Annotated in this window: 15 protein-coding genes; 5 read left to right on the top strand and 10 right to left on the bottom strand. The window is 72.5% G+C overall.

Annotation, left to right across the window (positions count from 1 at the left end; all coding sequences use genetic code 11):
* Window positions 1-75: 75 nt before the first annotated feature.
* The 3 genes from pflA to dxs all read right to left on the bottom strand — a co-directional run bounded on the left by pflA (window position 76) and on the right by dxs (window position 5,244).
* Complete coding sequence (gene pflA / locus ACFQTY_RS12465; RefSeq protein ID WP_378100866.1) at window positions 76-993, bottom strand: pyruvate formate-lyase-activating protein; 918 nt, start codon at window positions 991-993, stop codon at window positions 76-78.
* On the bottom strand, window positions 990-3,257 hold the full coding sequence (gene pflB, locus ACFQTY_RS12460; protein WP_378100864.1) for a formate C-acetyltransferase: 2,268 nt from the start codon (window positions 3,255-3,257) through the stop codon (window positions 990-992). Before pflB ends, pflA begins: the two co-directional genes overlap by 4 nt.
* 97 nt (window positions 3,258-3,354) lie before the next feature.
* The gene (dxs, locus tag ACFQTY_RS12455) at window positions 3,355-5,244 is read right to left on the bottom strand and encodes a 1-deoxy-D-xylulose-5-phosphate synthase (RefSeq protein WP_378100862.1); all 1,890 of its coding nucleotides are present in this window, start codon (window positions 5,242-5,244) and stop codon (window positions 3,355-3,357) included.
* Window positions 5,245-5,463: 219 nt separating this feature from the next.
* On the opposite strand from dxs, the gene ACFQTY_RS12450 reads away from it, so the two are divergent.
* From ACFQTY_RS12450 to ACFQTY_RS12440, 3 genes are read left to right on the top strand one after another with little or no spacing between them, the layout of a single operon-like run.
* Entirely contained in the window at window positions 5,464-6,918 is a 1,455-nt protein-coding gene (locus ACFQTY_RS12450) for a GuaB1 family IMP dehydrogenase-related protein (RefSeq protein WP_378100860.1), read from the top strand.
* A gap of 4 nt (window positions 6,919-6,922) precedes the next feature.
* Complete coding sequence (locus tag ACFQTY_RS12445; protein ID WP_378100858.1) at window positions 6,923-7,624, top strand: type 1 glutamine amidotransferase; 702 nt, start codon at window positions 6,923-6,925, stop codon at window positions 7,622-7,624.
* Window positions 7,621-8,283 carry an NUDIX hydrolase gene (locus tag ACFQTY_RS12440; RefSeq protein WP_378100856.1) on the top strand — a complete coding sequence of 221 codons (663 nt, stop codon included), beginning with the start codon at window positions 7,621-7,623 and terminating at the stop codon, window positions 8,281-8,283. The genes ACFQTY_RS12445 and ACFQTY_RS12440 overlap by 4 nt, the downstream gene beginning before the upstream one ends.
* Window positions 8,284-8,375: 92 nt before the next feature.
* Here ACFQTY_RS12440 and acnA read toward each other — a convergent pair whose 3' ends face one another.
* From acnA to ACFQTY_RS12420, 4 genes are all read right to left on the bottom strand, one after another.
* Window positions 8,376-11,120, bottom strand: a complete 2,745-nt coding sequence (gene acnA / locus ACFQTY_RS12435) for an aconitate hydratase AcnA (protein WP_378100853.1) — start codon at window positions 11,118-11,120, stop codon at window positions 8,376-8,378.
* Window positions 11,121-11,228: 108 nt separating this feature from the next.
* Window positions 11,229-11,405, bottom strand: coding sequence for a translation initiation factor 2 (locus tag ACFQTY_RS12430; protein ID WP_263730899.1), 177 nt, complete (start codon window positions 11,403-11,405; stop codon window positions 11,229-11,231).
* 136 nt (window positions 11,406-11,541) lie between these two features.
* Window positions 11,542-12,765 carry a class I SAM-dependent RNA methyltransferase gene (locus ACFQTY_RS12425; RefSeq protein WP_378100851.1) on the bottom strand — a complete coding sequence of 408 codons (1,224 nt, stop codon included), beginning with the start codon at window positions 12,763-12,765 and terminating at the stop codon, window positions 11,542-11,544.
* Complete coding sequence (locus tag ACFQTY_RS12420; RefSeq protein WP_378100848.1) at window positions 12,755-14,755, bottom strand: APC family permease; 2,001 nt, start codon at window positions 14,753-14,755, stop codon at window positions 12,755-12,757. The genes ACFQTY_RS12425 and ACFQTY_RS12420 overlap by 11 nt, the downstream gene beginning before the upstream one ends.
* Before the next feature lie 193 nt (window positions 14,756-14,948).
* On the opposite strand from ACFQTY_RS12420, the gene ACFQTY_RS12415 reads away from it, so the two are divergent.
* Entirely contained in the window at window positions 14,949-15,599 is a 651-nt protein-coding gene (locus ACFQTY_RS12415; RefSeq protein ID WP_378101781.1) for a TrkA family potassium uptake protein, read from the top strand.
* Complete coding sequence (locus ACFQTY_RS12410; protein WP_378100846.1) at window positions 15,596-16,270, top strand: potassium channel family protein; 675 nt, start codon at window positions 15,596-15,598, stop codon at window positions 16,268-16,270. The genes ACFQTY_RS12415 and ACFQTY_RS12410 overlap by 4 nt, the downstream gene beginning before the upstream one ends.
* Here the strand turns inward: ACFQTY_RS12410 and ACFQTY_RS12405 are convergent.
* From ACFQTY_RS12405 to ACFQTY_RS12395, 3 genes are read right to left on the bottom strand one after another with little or no spacing between them, the layout of a single operon-like run.
* Window positions 16,203-16,904, bottom strand: coding sequence for a DUF3159 domain-containing protein (locus ACFQTY_RS12405; protein ID WP_378100844.1), 702 nt, complete (start codon window positions 16,902-16,904; stop codon window positions 16,203-16,205). The two genes, ACFQTY_RS12410 and ACFQTY_RS12405, sit on opposite strands and share 68 nt — an antisense overlap.
* Window positions 16,897-17,265, bottom strand: coding sequence for an OB-fold nucleic acid binding domain-containing protein (locus ACFQTY_RS12400; protein WP_291762924.1), 369 nt, complete (start codon window positions 17,263-17,265; stop codon window positions 16,897-16,899). The genes ACFQTY_RS12405 and ACFQTY_RS12400 overlap by 8 nt, the downstream gene beginning before the upstream one ends.
* 7 nt (window positions 17,266-17,272) lie before the next feature.
* On the bottom strand, window positions 17,273-17,992 hold the full coding sequence (locus tag ACFQTY_RS12395) for a DUF3710 domain-containing protein (RefSeq protein ID WP_378100842.1): 720 nt from the start codon (window positions 17,990-17,992) through the stop codon (window positions 17,273-17,275).
* Window positions 17,993-18,010 lie beyond the last annotated feature (18 nt).

Here is an 18,010-nt window from a genome sequence, read left to right as displayed (position 1 = left end):
CGGGTCATAGGTCCTGGGATGAGTTGGGGCCCAGGCCAGGAGCCTGTGGCCTCGGTCACACCGCTGTGGCGCCGCTCACATCACCGTGAGGCCGCGGGCGCGGAACTGGTCGCGAACCCGCTCGACGAGCTCGGAGGACGGCGCCCGGACGCCGTCGAGCTCGTACCGCATGCCCAGCTCGGCCCACTTGTCGCGGCCCATCTGGTGGAACGGCAGCACCTCGACGCGCTGCACCGTGGACAGCGCCTGCACGTGGTCGGCGACCTTCTCGACGTTCTCCACCGCGTCCGTCAGGCCGGGCACCAGGACGAACCGGATCCACATCGGGGTGCCGTGCTCGGCAAGGCGTCGGCCGAACTCGAGGGTCGGTGCCAGCTCGCGGCCGGTGACGCGCTTGTACGTCTCCTCGTCGCCGGACTTGATGTCCAGCAGCACCAGGTCGAGGTCGTCGATCATCTCGTCGGTGCAGGCGCGACCCAGGTAGCCGGACGTGTCGATGGTGGTGTGGATGCCCATCGCCTTGGCGCCGCGCAGCAGCCGCCGCACGAACGCCGGCTGCATCAGCGGCTCGCCGCCGGAGATGGTCAGGCCGCCACCCGTCGCCGCGAACACGCGCCGGTACCGACCGATGCGCCGGAGCAGCTCGTCGGCCGTCACGCTCGTGCCGCGCCGCATCTCCCACGTGTCGGGGTTGTGGCAGTACAGGCACTGCAGCGGGCAGCCCGAGAGGAAGACGGTCATGCGGGTGCCCGGTCCGTCGACGGCGGTCACCAGCTCCCAGCTGTGCACGGAGCCGAGCTCGCCCGTACGCACCTGCGCCAGCCGCTCGGTGCGCTCGAGCTCCTCCGTCTCCAGGCCCGAGGTGCCGGCACCCTGCGCCCGCACGTTCGACCCGCCGACCAGCGGCAGCCCCAGCTCCACGACGGGCGCACCGGCCCGTTCGGCGACCAGCGTGCCGGTGCCACCGACGTTGGTGCCCACCTCGCCGCTCATACGGCACCGTGGAAGGTACGGGACAGCACGTCGAGCTGCTGCTCGCGCGTCAGTCGGACGAAGTTCACGGCGTACCCCGAGACTCGGACGGTCAGCTGCGGATAGCTCTCCGGGTGCTCCATCGCGTCGAGCAGCGTGGTCCGGTCGAGCACGTTGACGTTCATGTGGTAGCCCGTGGACAGCGTGTACGCGTCCAGCAGGCCGACCAGGTTGGCCACCTGCTCGGCGCGGGTGCGGCCCAGGCCGGACGGCAGCACGGAGCTGGTCAGCGAGATCCCGTCCTGCGCCTCGGAGTACGGCAGCTTGGCGACGGACAGCGCCGAGGCGAGCATGCCGTGCGTGTCCCGGCCGTTCATCGGGTTGGCACCGGGCGCGAACGGCTCGCCGTACCGACGACCGTCCGGGGTGGACCCGGTCGCCTTGCCGTAGACGACGTTCGACGTGATGGTCAGCACGGACTGCGTGTGCAGCGCGTTGCGGTACGTCGGCTGCTGGCGCAGCTTGGCCATGAACGTGCGCACCACCCAGGCGGCGATGTCGTCCACGCGGTCGTCGTCGTTGCCGAAGGTCGGGTACTCCCCCTCGATCGCGTACTCGGTGACCAGCCCGTCGGTGGTGCGCAGCGCGCGCACCGTCGTGTGCTTGATGGCGGACAACGAGTCGGCGACGACCGACAGGCCGGCGATGCCGCACGCGAGGGTGCGCAGCACCGTGCGGTCGTGCAGCGCCATCTCCAGGCGCTCGTACGCGTACTTGTCGTGCATGTAGTGCACGCAGTTCAGGGCGTCGACGTAGGTCTGGGCCACCCAGTCGAGCATCCGGTCGAGCTTGGCGACCACGTCGTCGTAGTCGAGCACCTCGCCCTCGACGGGCGCCGTCACCGGACCGACCTGCCGGCCCGTCATCTCGTCCCGGCCGCCGTTGATCGCGTACAGCAGAGCCTTGGCGAGGTTGACCCGCGCACCGAAGAACTGCATCTGCTTGCCGACCCGCATCGGGGACACGCAGCAGGAGATCGCCGCGTCGTCGCCCCACGAGGAGCGGATCAGCTCGTCCGACTCGTACTGGATCGCCGAGCTGTCGATCGACATCTCGGCGCAGAACCGCTTGAACCCCTCGGGCAGCCGCTCGCTCCACAGCACGGTCAGGTTCGGCTCCGGCGCCGGGCCGAGGTTGCGCAGCGTCTGCAGGTACCGGAACGACGTCCGGGTCACCAGAGTGCGCCCGTCCTCACCCATGCCGCCGATCGTCTCGGTCACCCACGTCGGGTCGCCGGAGAACAGCGCGTCGTACTCCGGTGTCCGCAGGAACCGCACGATGCGGAGCTTGATGACGAAGTCGTCGACCAGCTCCTGCGCCTGCTCCTCCGTCAGCACGCCCGCCTCGAGGTCGCGCTGCAGGTACACGTCGAGGAACGTCGAGGTGCGGCCCAACGACATCGCCGCGCCGTTCTGCTCCTTCACCGCGCCGAGGTAGGCGAGGTACAGCCACTGCACCGCCTCGTGCGCGGTGCGCGCCGGCCGGCTGATGTCCACGCCGTACGAGGCCGCCATCTGGGCCAGCTCGCCGAGGGCCCGCATCTGCTCCGCGAGCTCCTCTCGGTCGCGGATCACGTCCTCCGTCGACCGCTCCATGTCGAGGGACGCCTTCTCCAGCCGCTTGCCCTCGATCAGCGCGTCGACGCCGTACAGCGCGACCCGCCGGTAGTCGCCGATGATCCGGCCGCGACCGTAGCCGTCGGGCAGGCCGGTGATCAGGTGGCTGGAGCGCGCCGCCCGCACCGCGGGCGGATAGACGTCGAACACCCCGTCGTTGTGGGTCTTGCGGTACCTGGTGAACACGTCGACGATCTCGCGCGGAGCGACGTAGCCGTAGGTGGCGAGCGCCTGCTCCACCATCCGCCAGCCGCCGTTGGGCATGATCGCGCGCTTGAGCGGCGCGTCGGTCTGCAGGCCGACGATCAGCTCGCGCTCCTTGTCGATCCAGCCGGGCCGGTGCGAGGTGATCGTCGACGGCGTGGCGGCGTCGACGTCGTAGACGCCCTTCTCGCGCTCGACGGCGAACATGGGCGTCAGCTCGTCCCAGACCGCCAGGGTGCGCGGCGTCGGACCGGCGAGGAACGCACCGTCGCCCGTGTAGGGCGTGTAGTTGCGCTGGACGAAGTCCCGGACGTCGATGCGATCCGCCCAGGGTCCGGGGACGAACCCCTCCCAGGCGCGCGGCAGCGCGCTGTCGCGGCGGAGGGAGGCGGCGGTCAGAGGCATCCAGAGCTCCTGGTATCGGGTCTACGACGACGCTATGACCCAATTCATAGGATGTCTCGGGACGTTCGTCCCCAGGTCGAACCGGTGCAGATACCGGTCAGTCGGTCGCGCCGAGTGCGGTCAGCACGTCTGCGGCGACGTCGGCGGCACCGAGCCGCAGCTGGTCGACGAGCTGCTCGCGAGTCGCGTGCCCCAGGAACGCGCGCGGGATGCCGAACGACTGCACGGCCCCACGCAGCCCCTGCTCGACGCAGCGCTGAGCGAGCAGCGACCCGACGCCGCCCTCGACCAGGCCGTCCTCGAGCGTGACGACGTGCTCGTGCTCACCGACCAGCTTCACCAGCGTCGGCGGGACCGGCACCGGCCACAGCGGGTCGACCACCGTCACGGCCAGGCCGTGCGCCGCGAGCAGGTCGCCGACCGCCAGAGCGGTCGGCACCATCGCACCGACCCCGACGACCAGCACGCGCCGGGCCGCAGGGCGGTCCTTCACGGCGTGCCGGGCGAGCACGTCGACCCCGTCCAGGTGCTCGATCGCGGGCACGGGCTCGGGCAGCGCCCCCTTCGGGTAGCGCACGACCGTGGGAGCGTCGTCGACGTCGACGGCGGTGCGCAGCGCCGTGCGCAGCGTCGCCTCGTCGCGGGGCGCCGCCAGGCGCAGGCCGGGCACCAGGGACAGCAGGGACAGGTCCCACATGCCGTTGTGGCTCGCACCGTCGTCGCCGGTGATCCCGGCACGGTCGAGGACGAACGTCACACCGGCACGGTGCAGCGCCACGTCCATCAGAACCTGGTCGAAGGCGCGGTTGAGGAAGGTCGCGTACACCGCCACGACGGGGTGCAGCCCGGCGAAGGCCATCCCGGCGGCGGACGTCGCGGCGTGCTGCTCGGCGATGCCGACGTCGAACACGCGCTCGGGGAACTCGGCGGCGAAGGGCGCCAGCCCGACCGGCTGGAGCATCGCGGCCGTGACCGCGACGACGTCACGGCGCCGACGGCCGATCCGGACGATCTCGTCGGCGAACACGCTCGTCCACCCGAAGCGTGAGGGCGCCAGGGGCAGGCCGGTCTCCGGGTGGATCTGGCCCACCGCGTGGAACCGGTCGGCGACGTCCTGCTCGGCGGGGGTGTACCCGCGGCCCTTCTCCGTGATCACGTGCACGATCACCGGACCGCCGTAGGCGCGCGCCCGGCGCAGCGCCCGCTCGACCTCGCGCTCGTCGTGACCGTCGACGGGGCCGATGTACTTCAGGCCGAGGTCCTCGAACATGCCCTGCGGCGCGACGACGTCCTTCAGGCCCTTCTTCAGGCCGTGCAGCGCGTCGTAGGCCAGGCGTCCCGGCGGACCGGACCGGCGCAGCGTCGCCTTGCCCCAGCTCAGCACGCTCTCGTACCCCTGCGTGGTGCGGAGCGTGTCGAGGTGCCGCGCGAGGCCGCCGATGGTCGGGGCGTAGCTGCGCCCGTTGTCGTTCACGACGACGACGAGGCGGCGGTCCTCCCCCGCGGCGATGTTGTTCAGCGCCTCCCAGGCCATGCCCCCGGTCAGCGCCCCGTCACCGATCACCGCGACGACGTGCCGGTCCGGCTCACCCCGCAGCTCGTACGCCTTGGCGATGCCGTCGGCCCAGCTCAGCGCCGTCGACGCGTGCGAGTTCTCCACCACGTCGTGCTCGGACTCGCTGCGGCTGGGGTACCCCGACAGACCGCCACGGCGCCGCAGCTGCGTGAAGTCGGACCGACCGGTCAGCAGCTTGTGCACGTACGCCTGGTGGCCCGTGTCGAACACCAGGGTGTCGTGCGGGGAACGGAACACCCGGTGGAGCGCGATTGTCAGCTCGACGACGCCGAGGTTGGGGCCCAGGTGGCCGCCCGTCCGCGAGACGGACTCGACCAGGAAGTGCCGGATCTCGCCGGCGAGCTCGTCCACCTCGCGGGGCGAGAGCCGCCGGACGTCCGCGGGCGACGAGATGTGCTCCAGGAGCCCCACGCTGCCCTCCCTCCGGCCGCCGCTCGACCGCCGCACCGCACGAAGGCCGAAGGACACTGTATGGCCGCCGGCCCCGGACCGTCGCGCTCACCGGCACGGGGCCGCGGCGCGCGGGCGGTGAAGAGGCACTCGTCGACGGGTGGCCGCCCGGCGGACCTGGTCGCGACCCGAGGGCTGTCGTGCGACCCCCGGTAGGCTGTCTCGGAAAGGGGAACTCCCATGCGCTTCCTGCCCGGCCACACGGCCTCCGGCGACCTGACCTACGGCGACGTCTTCCTCGTACCGTCCCGGTCGGAGGTCGTCTCCCGGTTCGACGTCGACCTGACCACCGCTGACGGCACCGGGACGACCATCCCCGTCGTCGTCGCGAACATGACCGCCGTCGCGGGGCGACGGATGGCGGAGACCGTCGCCCGCCGTGGCGGCCTCGCGGTGCTGCCCCAGGACACCCCGACGGACGTGGTGGCCGAGGTGGTCGCCTCCGTCAAGTCCCGGCACCCCGTCGTCGAGACCGCCGTGGTGGTCAGCCCGCACGACACCGTGCAGACCGCGGTCACCTTGATCGGCAAGCGCTCGCACGGCGCGGCCGTGGTGGTGGACGAGGGCCGCCCGGTCGGGGTGGTCACCGAGGCCGACTGCCGCGACGTCGACCGGTTCACCCAGGTTGCTGAGGTGATGGCGCAGAACCCGACGACGCTCGACCTGCAGGTGCTGGAGCAGCGCGGGACGGCCGGTCTCGAGGACGCGTACGAGCGACTGCACGCCTCGCGCCGTCGGTTCGCGCCGGTGGTGCGCGACGGCATGCTGATCGGGGTGCTGACCCAGGTCGGGGCGCTGCGGTCGTCGATCTACACGCCCGCACTGGACGGGCGTGGCCGGCTTCGGGTCGGCGCGGCGGTGGGCATCAACGGCGACGTGCGGGCGAAGGCGGCGAGCCTGCTCGAGGCCGAGGTCGACGTGCTCGTCGTCGACACGGCGCACGGCCACCAGCGCAAGATGCTCGACGCGCTGGCAGCCGTCCGCTCGCTCGACCCGCAGGTGCCCGTGGTCGCCGGGAACGTCGTCACCGCCCAGGGCACGCGCGACCTCGTCGAGGCGGGCGCGGACATCGTCAAGGTCGGCGTGGGCCCCGGTGCGATGTGCACCACGCGCATGATGACCGCCGTCGGCCGGCCGCAGTTCTCGGCCGTGCTGGAGTGCGCGCAGGAGGCACGGCGGCTCGGACGCAGCGTCTGGGCCGACGGCGGCGTCCGCTACCCGCGCGACGTCGCCCTGGCGCTGTCCGCCGGTGCGTCGCAGGTGATGATCGGCTCCTGGTTCGCAGGCACGCACGAGTCGCCGGGCGACCTGCACACGGACCCCGACGGACGGCTGTACAAGGAGAGCTTCGGCATGGCGTCCGCCCGCGCGGTCGCCGCTCGCACGCGCGGCGGCTCGCCGTTCGAGCGTGCGCGCAAGGGGCTCTACGAGGAGGGCATCTCCTCCTCGCGGATGTACCTCGACCCGCGGCGCCCGGGCGTCGAGGACCTGATCGACTCGATCACGGCCGGGGTTCGCTCCGCCGCCACCTACGTCGGGGCGAGCACGCTCGAGGAGCTGCACGAGCGTGCCGTGGTGGGCCTGCAGTCGGCCGCCGGTTACGACGAGGGCCGCCCGCTGCCGGACGGCTGGTGAGCCGGTGCGCCCTGCGCTGATCCTGACGCACGCGCCGCACGAGGGTCCGGGGCTGATCGGCCCGGCCCTCGGCGCGCCCTACCGGGTGCGGACGGTGCTGGACGACCCGGCACCGCGGCTGCCCGACGTCGACGAGCTGTCCGGGCTGGTGGTCATGGGCGGACCAATGGACGCCGACGACGTCGCCGGCCATCCGGGTCTGGCGGCCGAGCGTGAGCTGATCGCCGCCGCGGTGGACGCCGGCGTCCCGGTGCTGGGTGTGTGCCTGGGCATGCAGCTGCTGGGCCTCGCCCTCGGCGCACCGCTCCGTCGGCGGGCCGGGTCCGAGCTCGGGTTCGGCCCCGTCGAGCTCGTGGCCGACGACCCGGTGCTGTCGGCGCTCGGCGCCGTCGGCACCGCGCCCACGGTGCTGCACTGGCACTCCGACGCCGTCGAGCTGCCGGACGGCGCCACCCTGCTGGCCCGGTCCGCGACGACGCCGGTGCAGGCCTTCCGGGCCGGTTCGGCGCTGGGCATCCAGTTCCACCTCGAGGTCGGGGCCGACCAGCTCGAGCTGTGGCTGGCGACCCCCGAGATGGTCGGCGAGCTCGACGAGGACGAGGTGGATGCCCTGCGCACGGCGGCGGCGGCCCACCTGCCCGCGCTGACGGTCGCCGGCAGCTCCGTGGTCACCGCGTTCGCCGACCAGGTGCGCAGCCGCGGGTGAGCACGGACGCCCGCGCCGAGCTGTCCGCGCTCGTCGCGGCGGGACCGCCGTGGCAGCTCGACGCGTCCCGGTCCGTGGTGGTTCCCGGTTCGCGGGCCGCCGCAGTCCTCGTGCTCTTCGGCGTGCTCGACGCGGTCCCGGCACGTTCGGCGGCCGGCGCACCGGTCTCCACCGACCTCGACGTGCTGCTGCAGCGCCGTGCGGCGACCCTCGGGCACCATCCCGGCCAGATCGCCTTCCCAGGCGGCCGGCTGGAGGCGGGCGAGACTCCGGAGCAGGCCGCGGTCCGCGAGGCGGTGGAGGAGACCGGTCTCGACCCGGCCGGTGTCGAGGTGCTCGGTTCCCTCCCGGCGTTGCCGCTGCCCGTCAGCCGCCACGTGGTCACGCCGGTCCCGGCGTGGTGGGCACGGCCGTCGCGGGTGGCGGCCGTCGACCACCGCGAGACGGTGGACGTGTTCCGCATCCCCGTCGCCGACCTGCTGGACCCGGCGAATCGCGGCACCGTGCGGCTGCGCCGTGCACCGGAGGTCAGCACGCCGGCCTTCGAGGTCGCCGGTGTCGTCGTCTGGGGCTTCACCGCCCTGGTGCTCTCCGGCATGTTCGACTCGCTCGGCTGGACGCGGCCCTGGGACGCCTCGCGTCGCATCGAGCTGCGCTGACCTGAGGCACGCCGGGCGTGCACGCGCCCGACGACGAGGCCGCCCCCACCTGGCCGGAACCGGACCAGGTGGGGCGGCCTCGTACTTCGGCGTCAGGCGACGCCGGCGACCTGCCGCAGCACGTACTGCAGGATCCCGCCGTTGCGGTAGTAGTCCGCCTCTCCGGGGGTGTCGATGCGGACGACGGCGTCGAGCTCGACGACGCTGCCGTCCTGCTTCGTCGCCCGCACGTGGACCGTCCGGGGCGTGCGGCCCTCGTTCAGCTCCGTGACGCCGGAGACGTCGAACGTCTCCGTGCCGTCCAGCCCCAGCGAGTCGGCCGACTCACCCTCCGGGAACTGCAGCGGTAGGACGCCCATCCCGATGAGGTTGGAGCGGTGGATGCGCTCGAAGCTCTCGGCGATCACCGCACGGACGCCGAGCAGCGCCGTGCCCTTGGCCGCCCAGTCGCGCGACGAGCCGGACCCGTACTCCTTGCCGCCCAGGACCACGAGCGGCACACCGGCCGCCTGGTACGCGGTCGACGCGTCGTAGATCGCCTGCTGCTCGCCGGTGAGGAAGTTGACCGTGTAGCCGCCCTCGACGCCCGGCACCAGCTGGTTGCGCAGCCGGATGTTGGCGAACGTGCCGCGGATCATCACCTCGTGGTTCCCGCGGCGCGAGCCGTAGGAGTTGAAGTCCTTGCGCTCGATCCCGTGCTCGGCCAGGTACCGGCCCGCGGGGCTGTCCGCCTTGATGGACCCGGCGGGGCTGATGTGGTCGGTGGTGACCGAGTCGCCCAGCTTCGCCAGCACGCGGGCGCCGCTGATGTCCTGGACGGGTGCCGGCGTGGCCGTCATCCCCTCGAAGTACGGGGGCTTGCGGACGTAGGTCGACTCCGCGTCCCAGGCGAACACGTCGCCCTCCGGCGTCGGCAGCGAGCGCCACCGGTCGTCGCCGGCGAACACGTCGGCGTAGTCGGCCGTGAACATCGCACGGTCGATCGAGGAGTCGATCGTCTCCTGGACCTCCTGCGGCGACGGCCAGATGTCCCGCAGGAACACCGGGTGCCCGTCCTCGGTGCGACCCAGCGGGTCGGACTCGAAGTCGAAGTCCATCGTCCCGGCCAGCGCGTACGCGATCACCAGCGGCGGGCTCGCCAGGTAGTTCATCTTGACGTCCGGGTTGATCCGGCCCTCGAAGTTGCGGTTCCCGGACAGCACCGACACGACGGCGAGGTCGTGCTCGTTCACCACGGCCGAGACCTGCTCGTCGAGCGGACCGGAGTTGCCGATGCAGGTGCCGCAGCCGTACCCGACCAGGTGGAAGCCGAGCTTCTCGAGGTACGGCCACAGGCCGGCCTTCTCGTAGTAGTCCGTGACCACCTGCGAGCCCGGCGCCATCGACGTCTTCACCCACGGCTTGGCGGTCAGCCCGCGCTCGACCGCCTTCTTCGCCAGGAGGCCGGCCGCCAGCATCACCGACGGGTTGGACGTGTTGGTGCACGACGTGATCGACGCGATCGCCACCGCGCCGTGGAACAGCTCGAACTGCTTGCCGTTGATGTCGGTGACCGGCACCGTGCGGAGCGCCTGACCCCCTATGGCCGGGGAGTCGGAGGCCGGGAACGACTCCTCCTCCGCCTGGTCGACCAGGTCACGTACCTCAGGTGCGTAGGTGGGCAGGTCACGCTCGAACGCGGACTTCGCCTGCCGGAGCTCGATCCGGTCCTGCGGTCGCTTGGGCCCGGCGATCGACGGCACCACCGTGGACAGGTCGAGCTCGAGGTACTCGGAGTAGAGCGCCTCCGTGCCCGGGTCGTGCCAGAGCCCCTGCTCGCGGGCGTAGGCCTCGACCAGCGCGACCTGCTGGTCGCTGCGGCCGGTCAGCCGCAGGTAGTCCAGCGTGACGTCGTCGATCGGGAAGATCGCCGCCGTCGAGCCGAACTCGGGGCTCATGTTGCCGATCGTCGCCCGGTTGGCCAGCGGCACGGCGGCGACCCCGGCCCCGTAGAACTCGACGAACTTTCCGACGACGCCGTGCGCCCGGAGCATCTGGGTGATCGTCAGCACCACGTCCGTCGCGGTGACGCCGGACGGGATGGAGCCGGTCAGCCTGAAGCCGACCACCCGCGGGATGAGCATCGAGACCGGCTGGCCGAGCATGGCCGCCTCGGCCTCGATGCCACCGACACCCCAGCCGAGCACGCCGAGGCCGTTGACCATCGTGGTGTGCGAGTCGGTGCCGACGCACGTGTCCGGGTAGGCCCGCAGCACCCCGTCGACCTCGCGCGTCATCACCACGCGGGCCAGGTACTCGATGTTGACCTGGTGCACGATGCCGGTGCCCGGCGGGACCACCTTGAAGTCGTCGAACGCCGTCTGCCCCCAGCGCAGGAACTGGTACCGCTCGTGGTTGCGCTGGTACTCCAGCTCGACGTTGCGCTCGAACGCGTCCCGACGGCCGGCGACGTCGATCTGCACCGAGTGGTCGATCACCAGCTCGGCCGGGGCCAGGGGGTTGATCCGGCTCGGGTCGCCACCGAGCTCGACGACGGCCTCGCGCATGGTGGCGAGGTCGACGACGCACGGCACCCCGGTGAAGTCCTGCATGATCACGCGCGCCGGCGTGAACTGGATCTCCGTGTCCGGCTGGGCGTCCGGGTCCCACGCGGCGAGCGCGCGCACGTGGTCGGCGGTGATGTTCGCGCCGTCCTCCGTGCGCAGCAGGTTCTCGGCGAGGACCTTCAGGCTGTAGGGCAGTCGCTCGACGCCCGGTACCGCTGCGAGCCGGAACACCTCGTACGAGGTGCCGCCCACCTCGATGGTGCCCCGGGATCCGAAGCTGTCGACACTCACGAGGTGCTCCTTCGCTGGACGGGTCGGTGCCGTGCGGCCTGGAGCCGGGCAGGACCGATTTATCTCGACGTCGAGATACCTTACCCTGCCCGACTCCCGACCGGCACCTCAGCCGGCGGGTGTGTCCCGGTGCTCGACCGCCTCGGCGGCCTTCCGCTCGGCCTCGACCAGACGCTCGTAGGTACGGGGGTCGTAGTCCGGCGTGCCCTGCTTGAACAGCTCCTCCGTCACCGCCCGCTTGGCCTCGGCCAGGCGCTGGGTGGCGACCTCCCTCTCCTCGCTCACTGCCGTGCTCCCTCCTCGGCGAGGTGACCGCCGTCACGACCACACTAGGCGCGCGCCGGTCGGCACGCACCGGCCCCGAGCGCCGTCTGCCGCGACGCACGAGGGCCGACGTGGGTGACTCGCGGACCCGGGCCGGTCAGCGCTCGAGAACCGCGACCGCCTCGAGGTGGTGCGTGTGCGGGAAGAGGTCGAACCCCTGGAGCCGCGTCAGCCGGTAGCCCGCCTCGCCGAGCAGCCCGATGTCGCGGGCGAGCGCGGCCGGGTCGCACGCCACGTAGACGACGCGGTCCGGGCGCAGCGCCGCCACGGCACCGACGACGGCACGTCCGGCACCGGTCCGGGGTGGGTCGAGCACGACGACGTCCGCGCGCATCGCGTCGTCGGCCCGGTTCAGCACCTGTGCCACGTCGCCGTGGTGCAGCGTGACGTTGTCCCGGTCGTGCAGCGTCCGACGGGCGTCGCGCACGGCGCGCTCGTCGCCCTCGACGCTCACCACGGACCCGGTCGGCCCGACCGCGTCCGCGAGGGGCACGGTGAACAGGCCGGCGCCGGAGTACAGATCCGCCACCGTTGCGCCGACGACGTCGCCGACACCGGCCCGGACCGCGTCGACCAGCACCGCCGGAGCCGCTCGGTGCACCTGCCAGAACCCGGCCGCGGACACGCGGTAGACGTTGTCGCCGACCCGCTCGTGGACGGACGACCGCGCGTTGGGACGGGTGTCCGGGCGGCCGCGGCGCAGGTCGAACGGGACACCCTCCAGCAGCACCAGCGGCTCGTCACCGCCGGCAGGCGCGACTGCCTCGATCCGCGCCCCGGCGGGCCAGCGGCGCTCGAACAGGTCGAGCCCGGCGATCGTCTCGGTGGCGAGCGGCATGGACTCCAGCGCCTGGACGTCGTGCGACCGGAAGCGCCGCATGCCGCCACGGCCGGAGCCGTCGGCCACGAGGTCGATCCGGGTGCGGTAGGCCAGCCCGTCACGCTCCTCGTCGCCCGGCGCGGCCAGCACCGGCACGTCCAGCTCGACGTGCGCCAGCCGGCGCAGCTGCTCGTCGAGCACCGCCGCCTTCCAGGCGCGCTGCGCAGGCAGCGCCACATGGGCGAGCTCACCGCCGCCCACACCGCCGGGCCCCGCCGCCGGCCAGACGGACGGCACCCGGTCCGGCGAAGCCTCCAGCACCTCGACGGCGTCGGCGCGCCAGAACCGGCGTCCCTCGCCCGACTCGGTCAGCCGAGCGCGCACCCGCTCGCCGGGCAGGCTGTGCCGCACGAACACCACGCGCCCGTGCAGGCGCGCGACGCAGTGGCCCCCGTGCGCGACCGGACCGACCTCCAGCTCGACCAGGGCGTCACCAGGCACGTGGCACTGTCCCCGGGGTGCGCTCCTCGAGGCCGGTCTGGCCTTCGCTCGACGCCAGCTGCCACGGGACCGACGCGACCACGACGCCCGGCGTGAACAGCAGGCGTCCCTTCAGCCGCAACGCGCTCTGGTTGTGCAGCAGGGCCTCCCACCAGTGCCCGACCACGTACTCGGGGATGTACACCACGACGAGGTCGCGCGGGCTCTCACGGTGGATCGACCGGACGTAGGCGACCACCGGCCGGGTGATCTCGCGGAACGGCGAGTCCAGCACCTTCAGCGGGACCGGCACCTCGAGCCGCTCCCACGCGGTCCGCAGCGCCGCCACCTCCTCCGGCTCCACGCCGACGGTCACCGCCTCGAGCACCTGCGGCCGGGACGCCCGGGCGTACGAGAGCGCCCGCATCGTCGGCCGGTGCAGGTGGGAGACGAGCACGATCGCGTGCACGCGGCTCGGCAGCGCCTTCGCGGAGCCGACGTCCTGCAGCGCCAGCTCGCGGCGCACGCGCGTGTAGTGCTTGTGGATCGCCTGCATGAGCAGGAACACCGCCGCCATGGCGAGGATCGCGATGTACGCGCCGCGCACGAACTTGGTGATCAGGACGACGAGGAGCACGGCGGACGTCATGCAGAAGCCGAACGCGTTGATGATCCGCGACCGCTTCATCGCCGCACGCTTCGCCGCGTCCTGCTCGGTTCGCAGCTCGCGCGTCCAGTGCCGCGTCATGCCGAGCTGGCTCAGCGTGAAGGAGACGAACACGCCGACGATGTAGAGCTGGATCAGCCGGGTGACCTGCGCGTCGAACGCCCAGATCAGGATGACCGCGCCGGCCGCGAGGGTGACGATGCCGTTGGAGAACGCGAGCCGGTCACCGCGGGTGTGCAGCTGCCGGGGCAGGTACCCGTCGCGGGCCAGGATCGAGCCGAGCACGGGGAAGCCGTTGAAGGCGGTGTTCGCCGCCAGGGTCAGGATGAGACCCGTCACCACGGCGGTGATGGCGAACATCCAGCCGGCGCCGTGGAACACCGACGCGGCGAGCTGGCTGATCACCGGGTGCTGCACGTAGGAGTCGCCGACGGGAACCCCGTCGCGCAGCAGCTGCTCGGACGGCCGGTCCGCGAAGGTGACGCCGGTCGCGCGGGACAGCAGCAGGATCGACATGATCATCGTGATCGAGATGCCGCCGAGCAGGGCCAGGGTGGTGGCGGCGTTCTTCGACTTCGGCTTGCGGAAGGCCGGCACGCCGTTGGAGATCGCCTCGACACCGGTGAGGGCCGCCGAGCCGGACGCGAAGGCCCGCAGCACCAGGAAGGCGCCTCCCAGGCCGGTGACCCCGGTCTGGTACCCCGCCTCCGGGTCGAGGGTGAAGCCGGCGCTCTCGGCCATCGGGAGGTGCCCGGTCATGTAGCGGATCGCGCCGACCACGGCCAGCAGGCCGATGACGCCCATGAAGCAGTACACCGGGATGGCGAACGCCGTCCCGGACTCCTTGACCCCACGCAGGTTGATCAGCATCAGCACGACCACCAGCCCGATGGCGAAGTCTCGCTCGTGACCCTGCAGGGCGGGGATCGCCGTCGCCGCGTACTGGGCGCCCGAGGAGATGGACACGGCCACCGTCAGCACGTAGTCGACCAGCAGCGCGCTCGCGACGGTGACGCCCGCGTTCGGACCCAGGTTCACGGTGGCGACCTCGTAGTCGCCGCCGCCAGAGGGGTAGGCGTGCACGTTCTGCCGGTAGGAGGCGACGACGGTCACCATGACGACGACCACGGCGACGCCGATCCAGGGCGAGACGACCAGCGCGGCCACCCCGGCGATGGACAGGGTCAGCAGGATCTCGTCCGGGGCGTACGCGACCGACGAGAGTGCGTCGGAGGCGAACACCGGCAGGGCGATGCGCTTGGGCAGCAGCGTGTGACCGAGGCGGTCGCTGCGCATGGGACGGCCCAGCAGGAGCCGCTTGGCCGCATCGGCGATCTCGGACACGAGGCCAGATCGTATGCCCCGGGTGCGCCCGCCACAGCCCGGCCCGGCGGGTCGCCAGGCTGGCCCTGGTGCGGACCCTGACGGTCCTCGAGCGGCCGTTCGGCGCCGGCCCGCCGCCCGTGGGGCCCCCTCACCGCCGGGCCGCGGCCCTCCGACCGAGGCTGTAGCGTGACCGCCTGTGCACTTCGTCATCATGGGCTGCGGCCGCGTCGGCGCGACGCTGGCCCTCTCGCTCGAGGGCCGCGGCCACTCCGTCGCGGTGATCGACCAGAACCCCGAGGCGTTCCGCCGGCTCGACTCGAGCTTCGAGGGCAAGAAGGTCACGGGCCTCGGCTTCGACCGCGACACGCTGACGGGCGCCGGGATCGAGGACGCGTTCGCGTTCGCCGCCGTCTCCGACGGTGACAACTCGAACATCCTCGCCGCGCGCGTGGTGCGCGAGACGTTCGGGGTGCAGAACGTCGTCGCGCGCATCTACGACCCGCACCGCGCGGAGATCTACCAGCGGTTGGGCATCCCGACGGTCGCGACGGTCCGCTGGACCGCCGACCAGGTGCTGCGCCGCATGCTGCCGATGGGCGCGCAGGACCAGTACCGGGACGCCTCCGGCCACATCAGCCTGGCCCAGGTGGACGTCCACGCCGGCTGGATCGGCCGACCGCTGCGCGCGATCGAGGCAGCCACCGGGGCGCGCGTCGCCTACGTCACCCGGTACGGCGACGGCATCCTCCCGGCCGCCGACACGGTGCTGCAGGAGAACGACGTGCTGCACGTGCTGCAGCGTGTCGAGGACATGGACGCCGTCGAGCGCGTGCTCGGCACCGCACCGGGGGTGACGGAGTGAGGGTCGTGATCGCGGGTGCGGGATCCGTGGGCCGGTCGATCGCGCGCGAGCTGCTCGCGCACGAGCACCAGGTCACGCTGATCGACCGGCAGCCGTCCGCTATGCGGGTCGCCCAGGTGCCGGACGCCGAGTGGCTGCTGGCCGACGCGTGCGAGCTACCGACGCTGCGCGAGGTCAAGGCGGACGAGTGCGACGTGATGGTCGCCGCGACCGGTGACGACAAGGCGAACCTGGTCGTCGCGCTGCTGGCGAAGACCGAGTTCGGCGTGCCGCGCACGGTCGCGCGGGTGAACAACCCGAAGAACGAGTGGATGTTCGACGAGGCGTGGGGTGTCGACGTCGCCGTCTCGACGCCACGGATCATGACGGCGATGGTCGAGGAGGCCGTCGCCGTCGGCGACCTGGTGAAGATCTTCACCTTCCATCAGTCGCGCGCGGACATCCTCGAGCTCACGCTGCCGTCGGACTCGCCGCTGGTCGGCGTGCGCGTCGGCGAGATCGTCTGGCCGACCGACACGGTGCTCGCCGCGATCGTGCGCGACACCCGACCGCTGGCACCGAGCGCGGACGACACCCTCGAGGGTCGCGACGAGCTCCTGTTCGTCACCGGGCGGGATGCTCAGGAGCAGCAGCTGGAGGACCTTCTGCTGCACGGACCATCCGCCAGCTGACCCAGAGCACCAGCGCCGTCAGCGGCAGGCCCATCGCCAGCTTGGCGGTCCCGAGCCAGGCGACGTCCGACTGCAGGTAGAGCGGGACCTGGACGGCCAGCCGGACGGCGAACATGCCGACCCAGGGCCAGGTGGCCAGGGCGTACGCGCGGCGCCGCGACCGGTCGCCGCGCCAGGCGAGCACCGCGGACCACGGGCCGCCCGACAGGGGGCCGTCCTTGGCGAACAGGCCGACGACCAGACCGACCAGCGGGAAGCCGAGGACGATCGTCAGCGCCGTCCCGACGAGGTAGGCGCCATTGGTCAGCAGCCCGACCAGGAAGTAGTTGCTCGCGGCGCCGGACCGCCAGGCCCACACGACGCCGACGGCCACACCGAGCAGTCCCGAGAACGCCTGCGTCACCGGCGTCCGCTGCACCAGCCGCGCCACCACGGCCAGCACCGCCGCGGCCACCGCGGCGATCAGCGCCGGCCGCAGCCGCTCCCCCGCCACGAGGTACACCACGACGAAGAGCAGGCCCGGCGCCACCGACTCCACCACGCCGCGGACGCCGCCGAGCGCCTCCGTCGCGGAGAACTCCTCGCCGGTCAGCGCCCTGAGCCCACGCGCGGACGCGCCCTGCTGCTCACTCACCGGGTCGGGGCTGGAGCTCGTACCGGGGGTTGAAGACGGTCCGGCGCCCGTCGACCACGCACACGAGACCTTCGGCACGCAGTCGTCGTCCCGGGCTGATGCCGGCGATCTCCCGTCGGCCCAGCCAGACGAGGTCGAGCGTGCCGCTCCCGTCGTACAGCTCCGCCTCGAGGGCGGCCACGTTCTCCCGCGGGCGCAGGGTGACCGAGCGGACGACGCCGGACACCCGCGCACGGGTGCGGTCCCCCACCTTCTCGACAGGCGTGCAGCCGCCCATCCGACGCACCTGGTCGCGCTCCTCGTCGGCCTCGAGCTCGGCCTGGGAGGCGAGGAGGTGGTGCAGCCGTGACTTCAGGCTCATCGGGTCCTCATCTGATCTCGGTGATCTCGGGGCCGCGCCGCAACGGGTCGAAGTCCGGCTCGGCACCGCCCTCCGGACCGGCAGGTGCCGGTCCGCTCTGGTCCGGGAGACGCAGCGGCAGCAGATCGCGCGGGGGCCGGGCGTCGGTGCCTCGTACGACGACGATCTGCGCGAACACCTGCTCGAGCGCCGACGCCGCCTCCGGCTCGACGGCGGCCCTGCCGGTCAGCACGCCGCGCAGGAACCAGCGGGGGCCGTCGGCGCCGATGAACCGCGCGGGGCGGTGCCCGGTGCGGCCCTCGGGCGTCCGCACGGGCATGCGCGCGAGCAGCTCGCGGCCGAACGGGCCGGGCAGGTCGTCGACGGTGCCGCCCTGCTGCGTGATCGATGCGGCGATCTCGGTGCGGATCTCGTCCCAGATGCCCTCCGTCCGCGGTGCGGCGAAGGCCTGGACCTGCATGATCGAGCCGTCGAGGGCGACCGAGACGCCGGACACGGTGCGGCTGGCCTCGTCGATCTCCATCCGGAGCTCCATGCCCTCGATGCCGGGCAGCTGCACGGCACCGAGGTCGACCCGCGGCACGTCGACGGGGGCGTCCTCGACGTCCCACGGTCCCGTGGTGGGCGCGGACTGCGGGGACGACGTCTCGGGCGTCGTCACGTTCTCGTCCTGCGGGACGGCGTCGTCGGCGGCAGCACTCTTGCTGCCGCGCCGGAACAGGGCCACTCCATCTCCTCCCCGCCG

The sequence above is a fragment of the Cellulomonas sp. T2.31MG-18 genome, assembly GCF_964266755.1.
Classification (GTDB): Bacteria; Actinomycetota; Actinomycetes; order Actinomycetales; family Cellulomonadaceae; genus Cellulomonas.
Note: the sequence above shows the minus strand (reverse complement) of the source record. Positions and strands in the feature narration are given on the sequence as shown.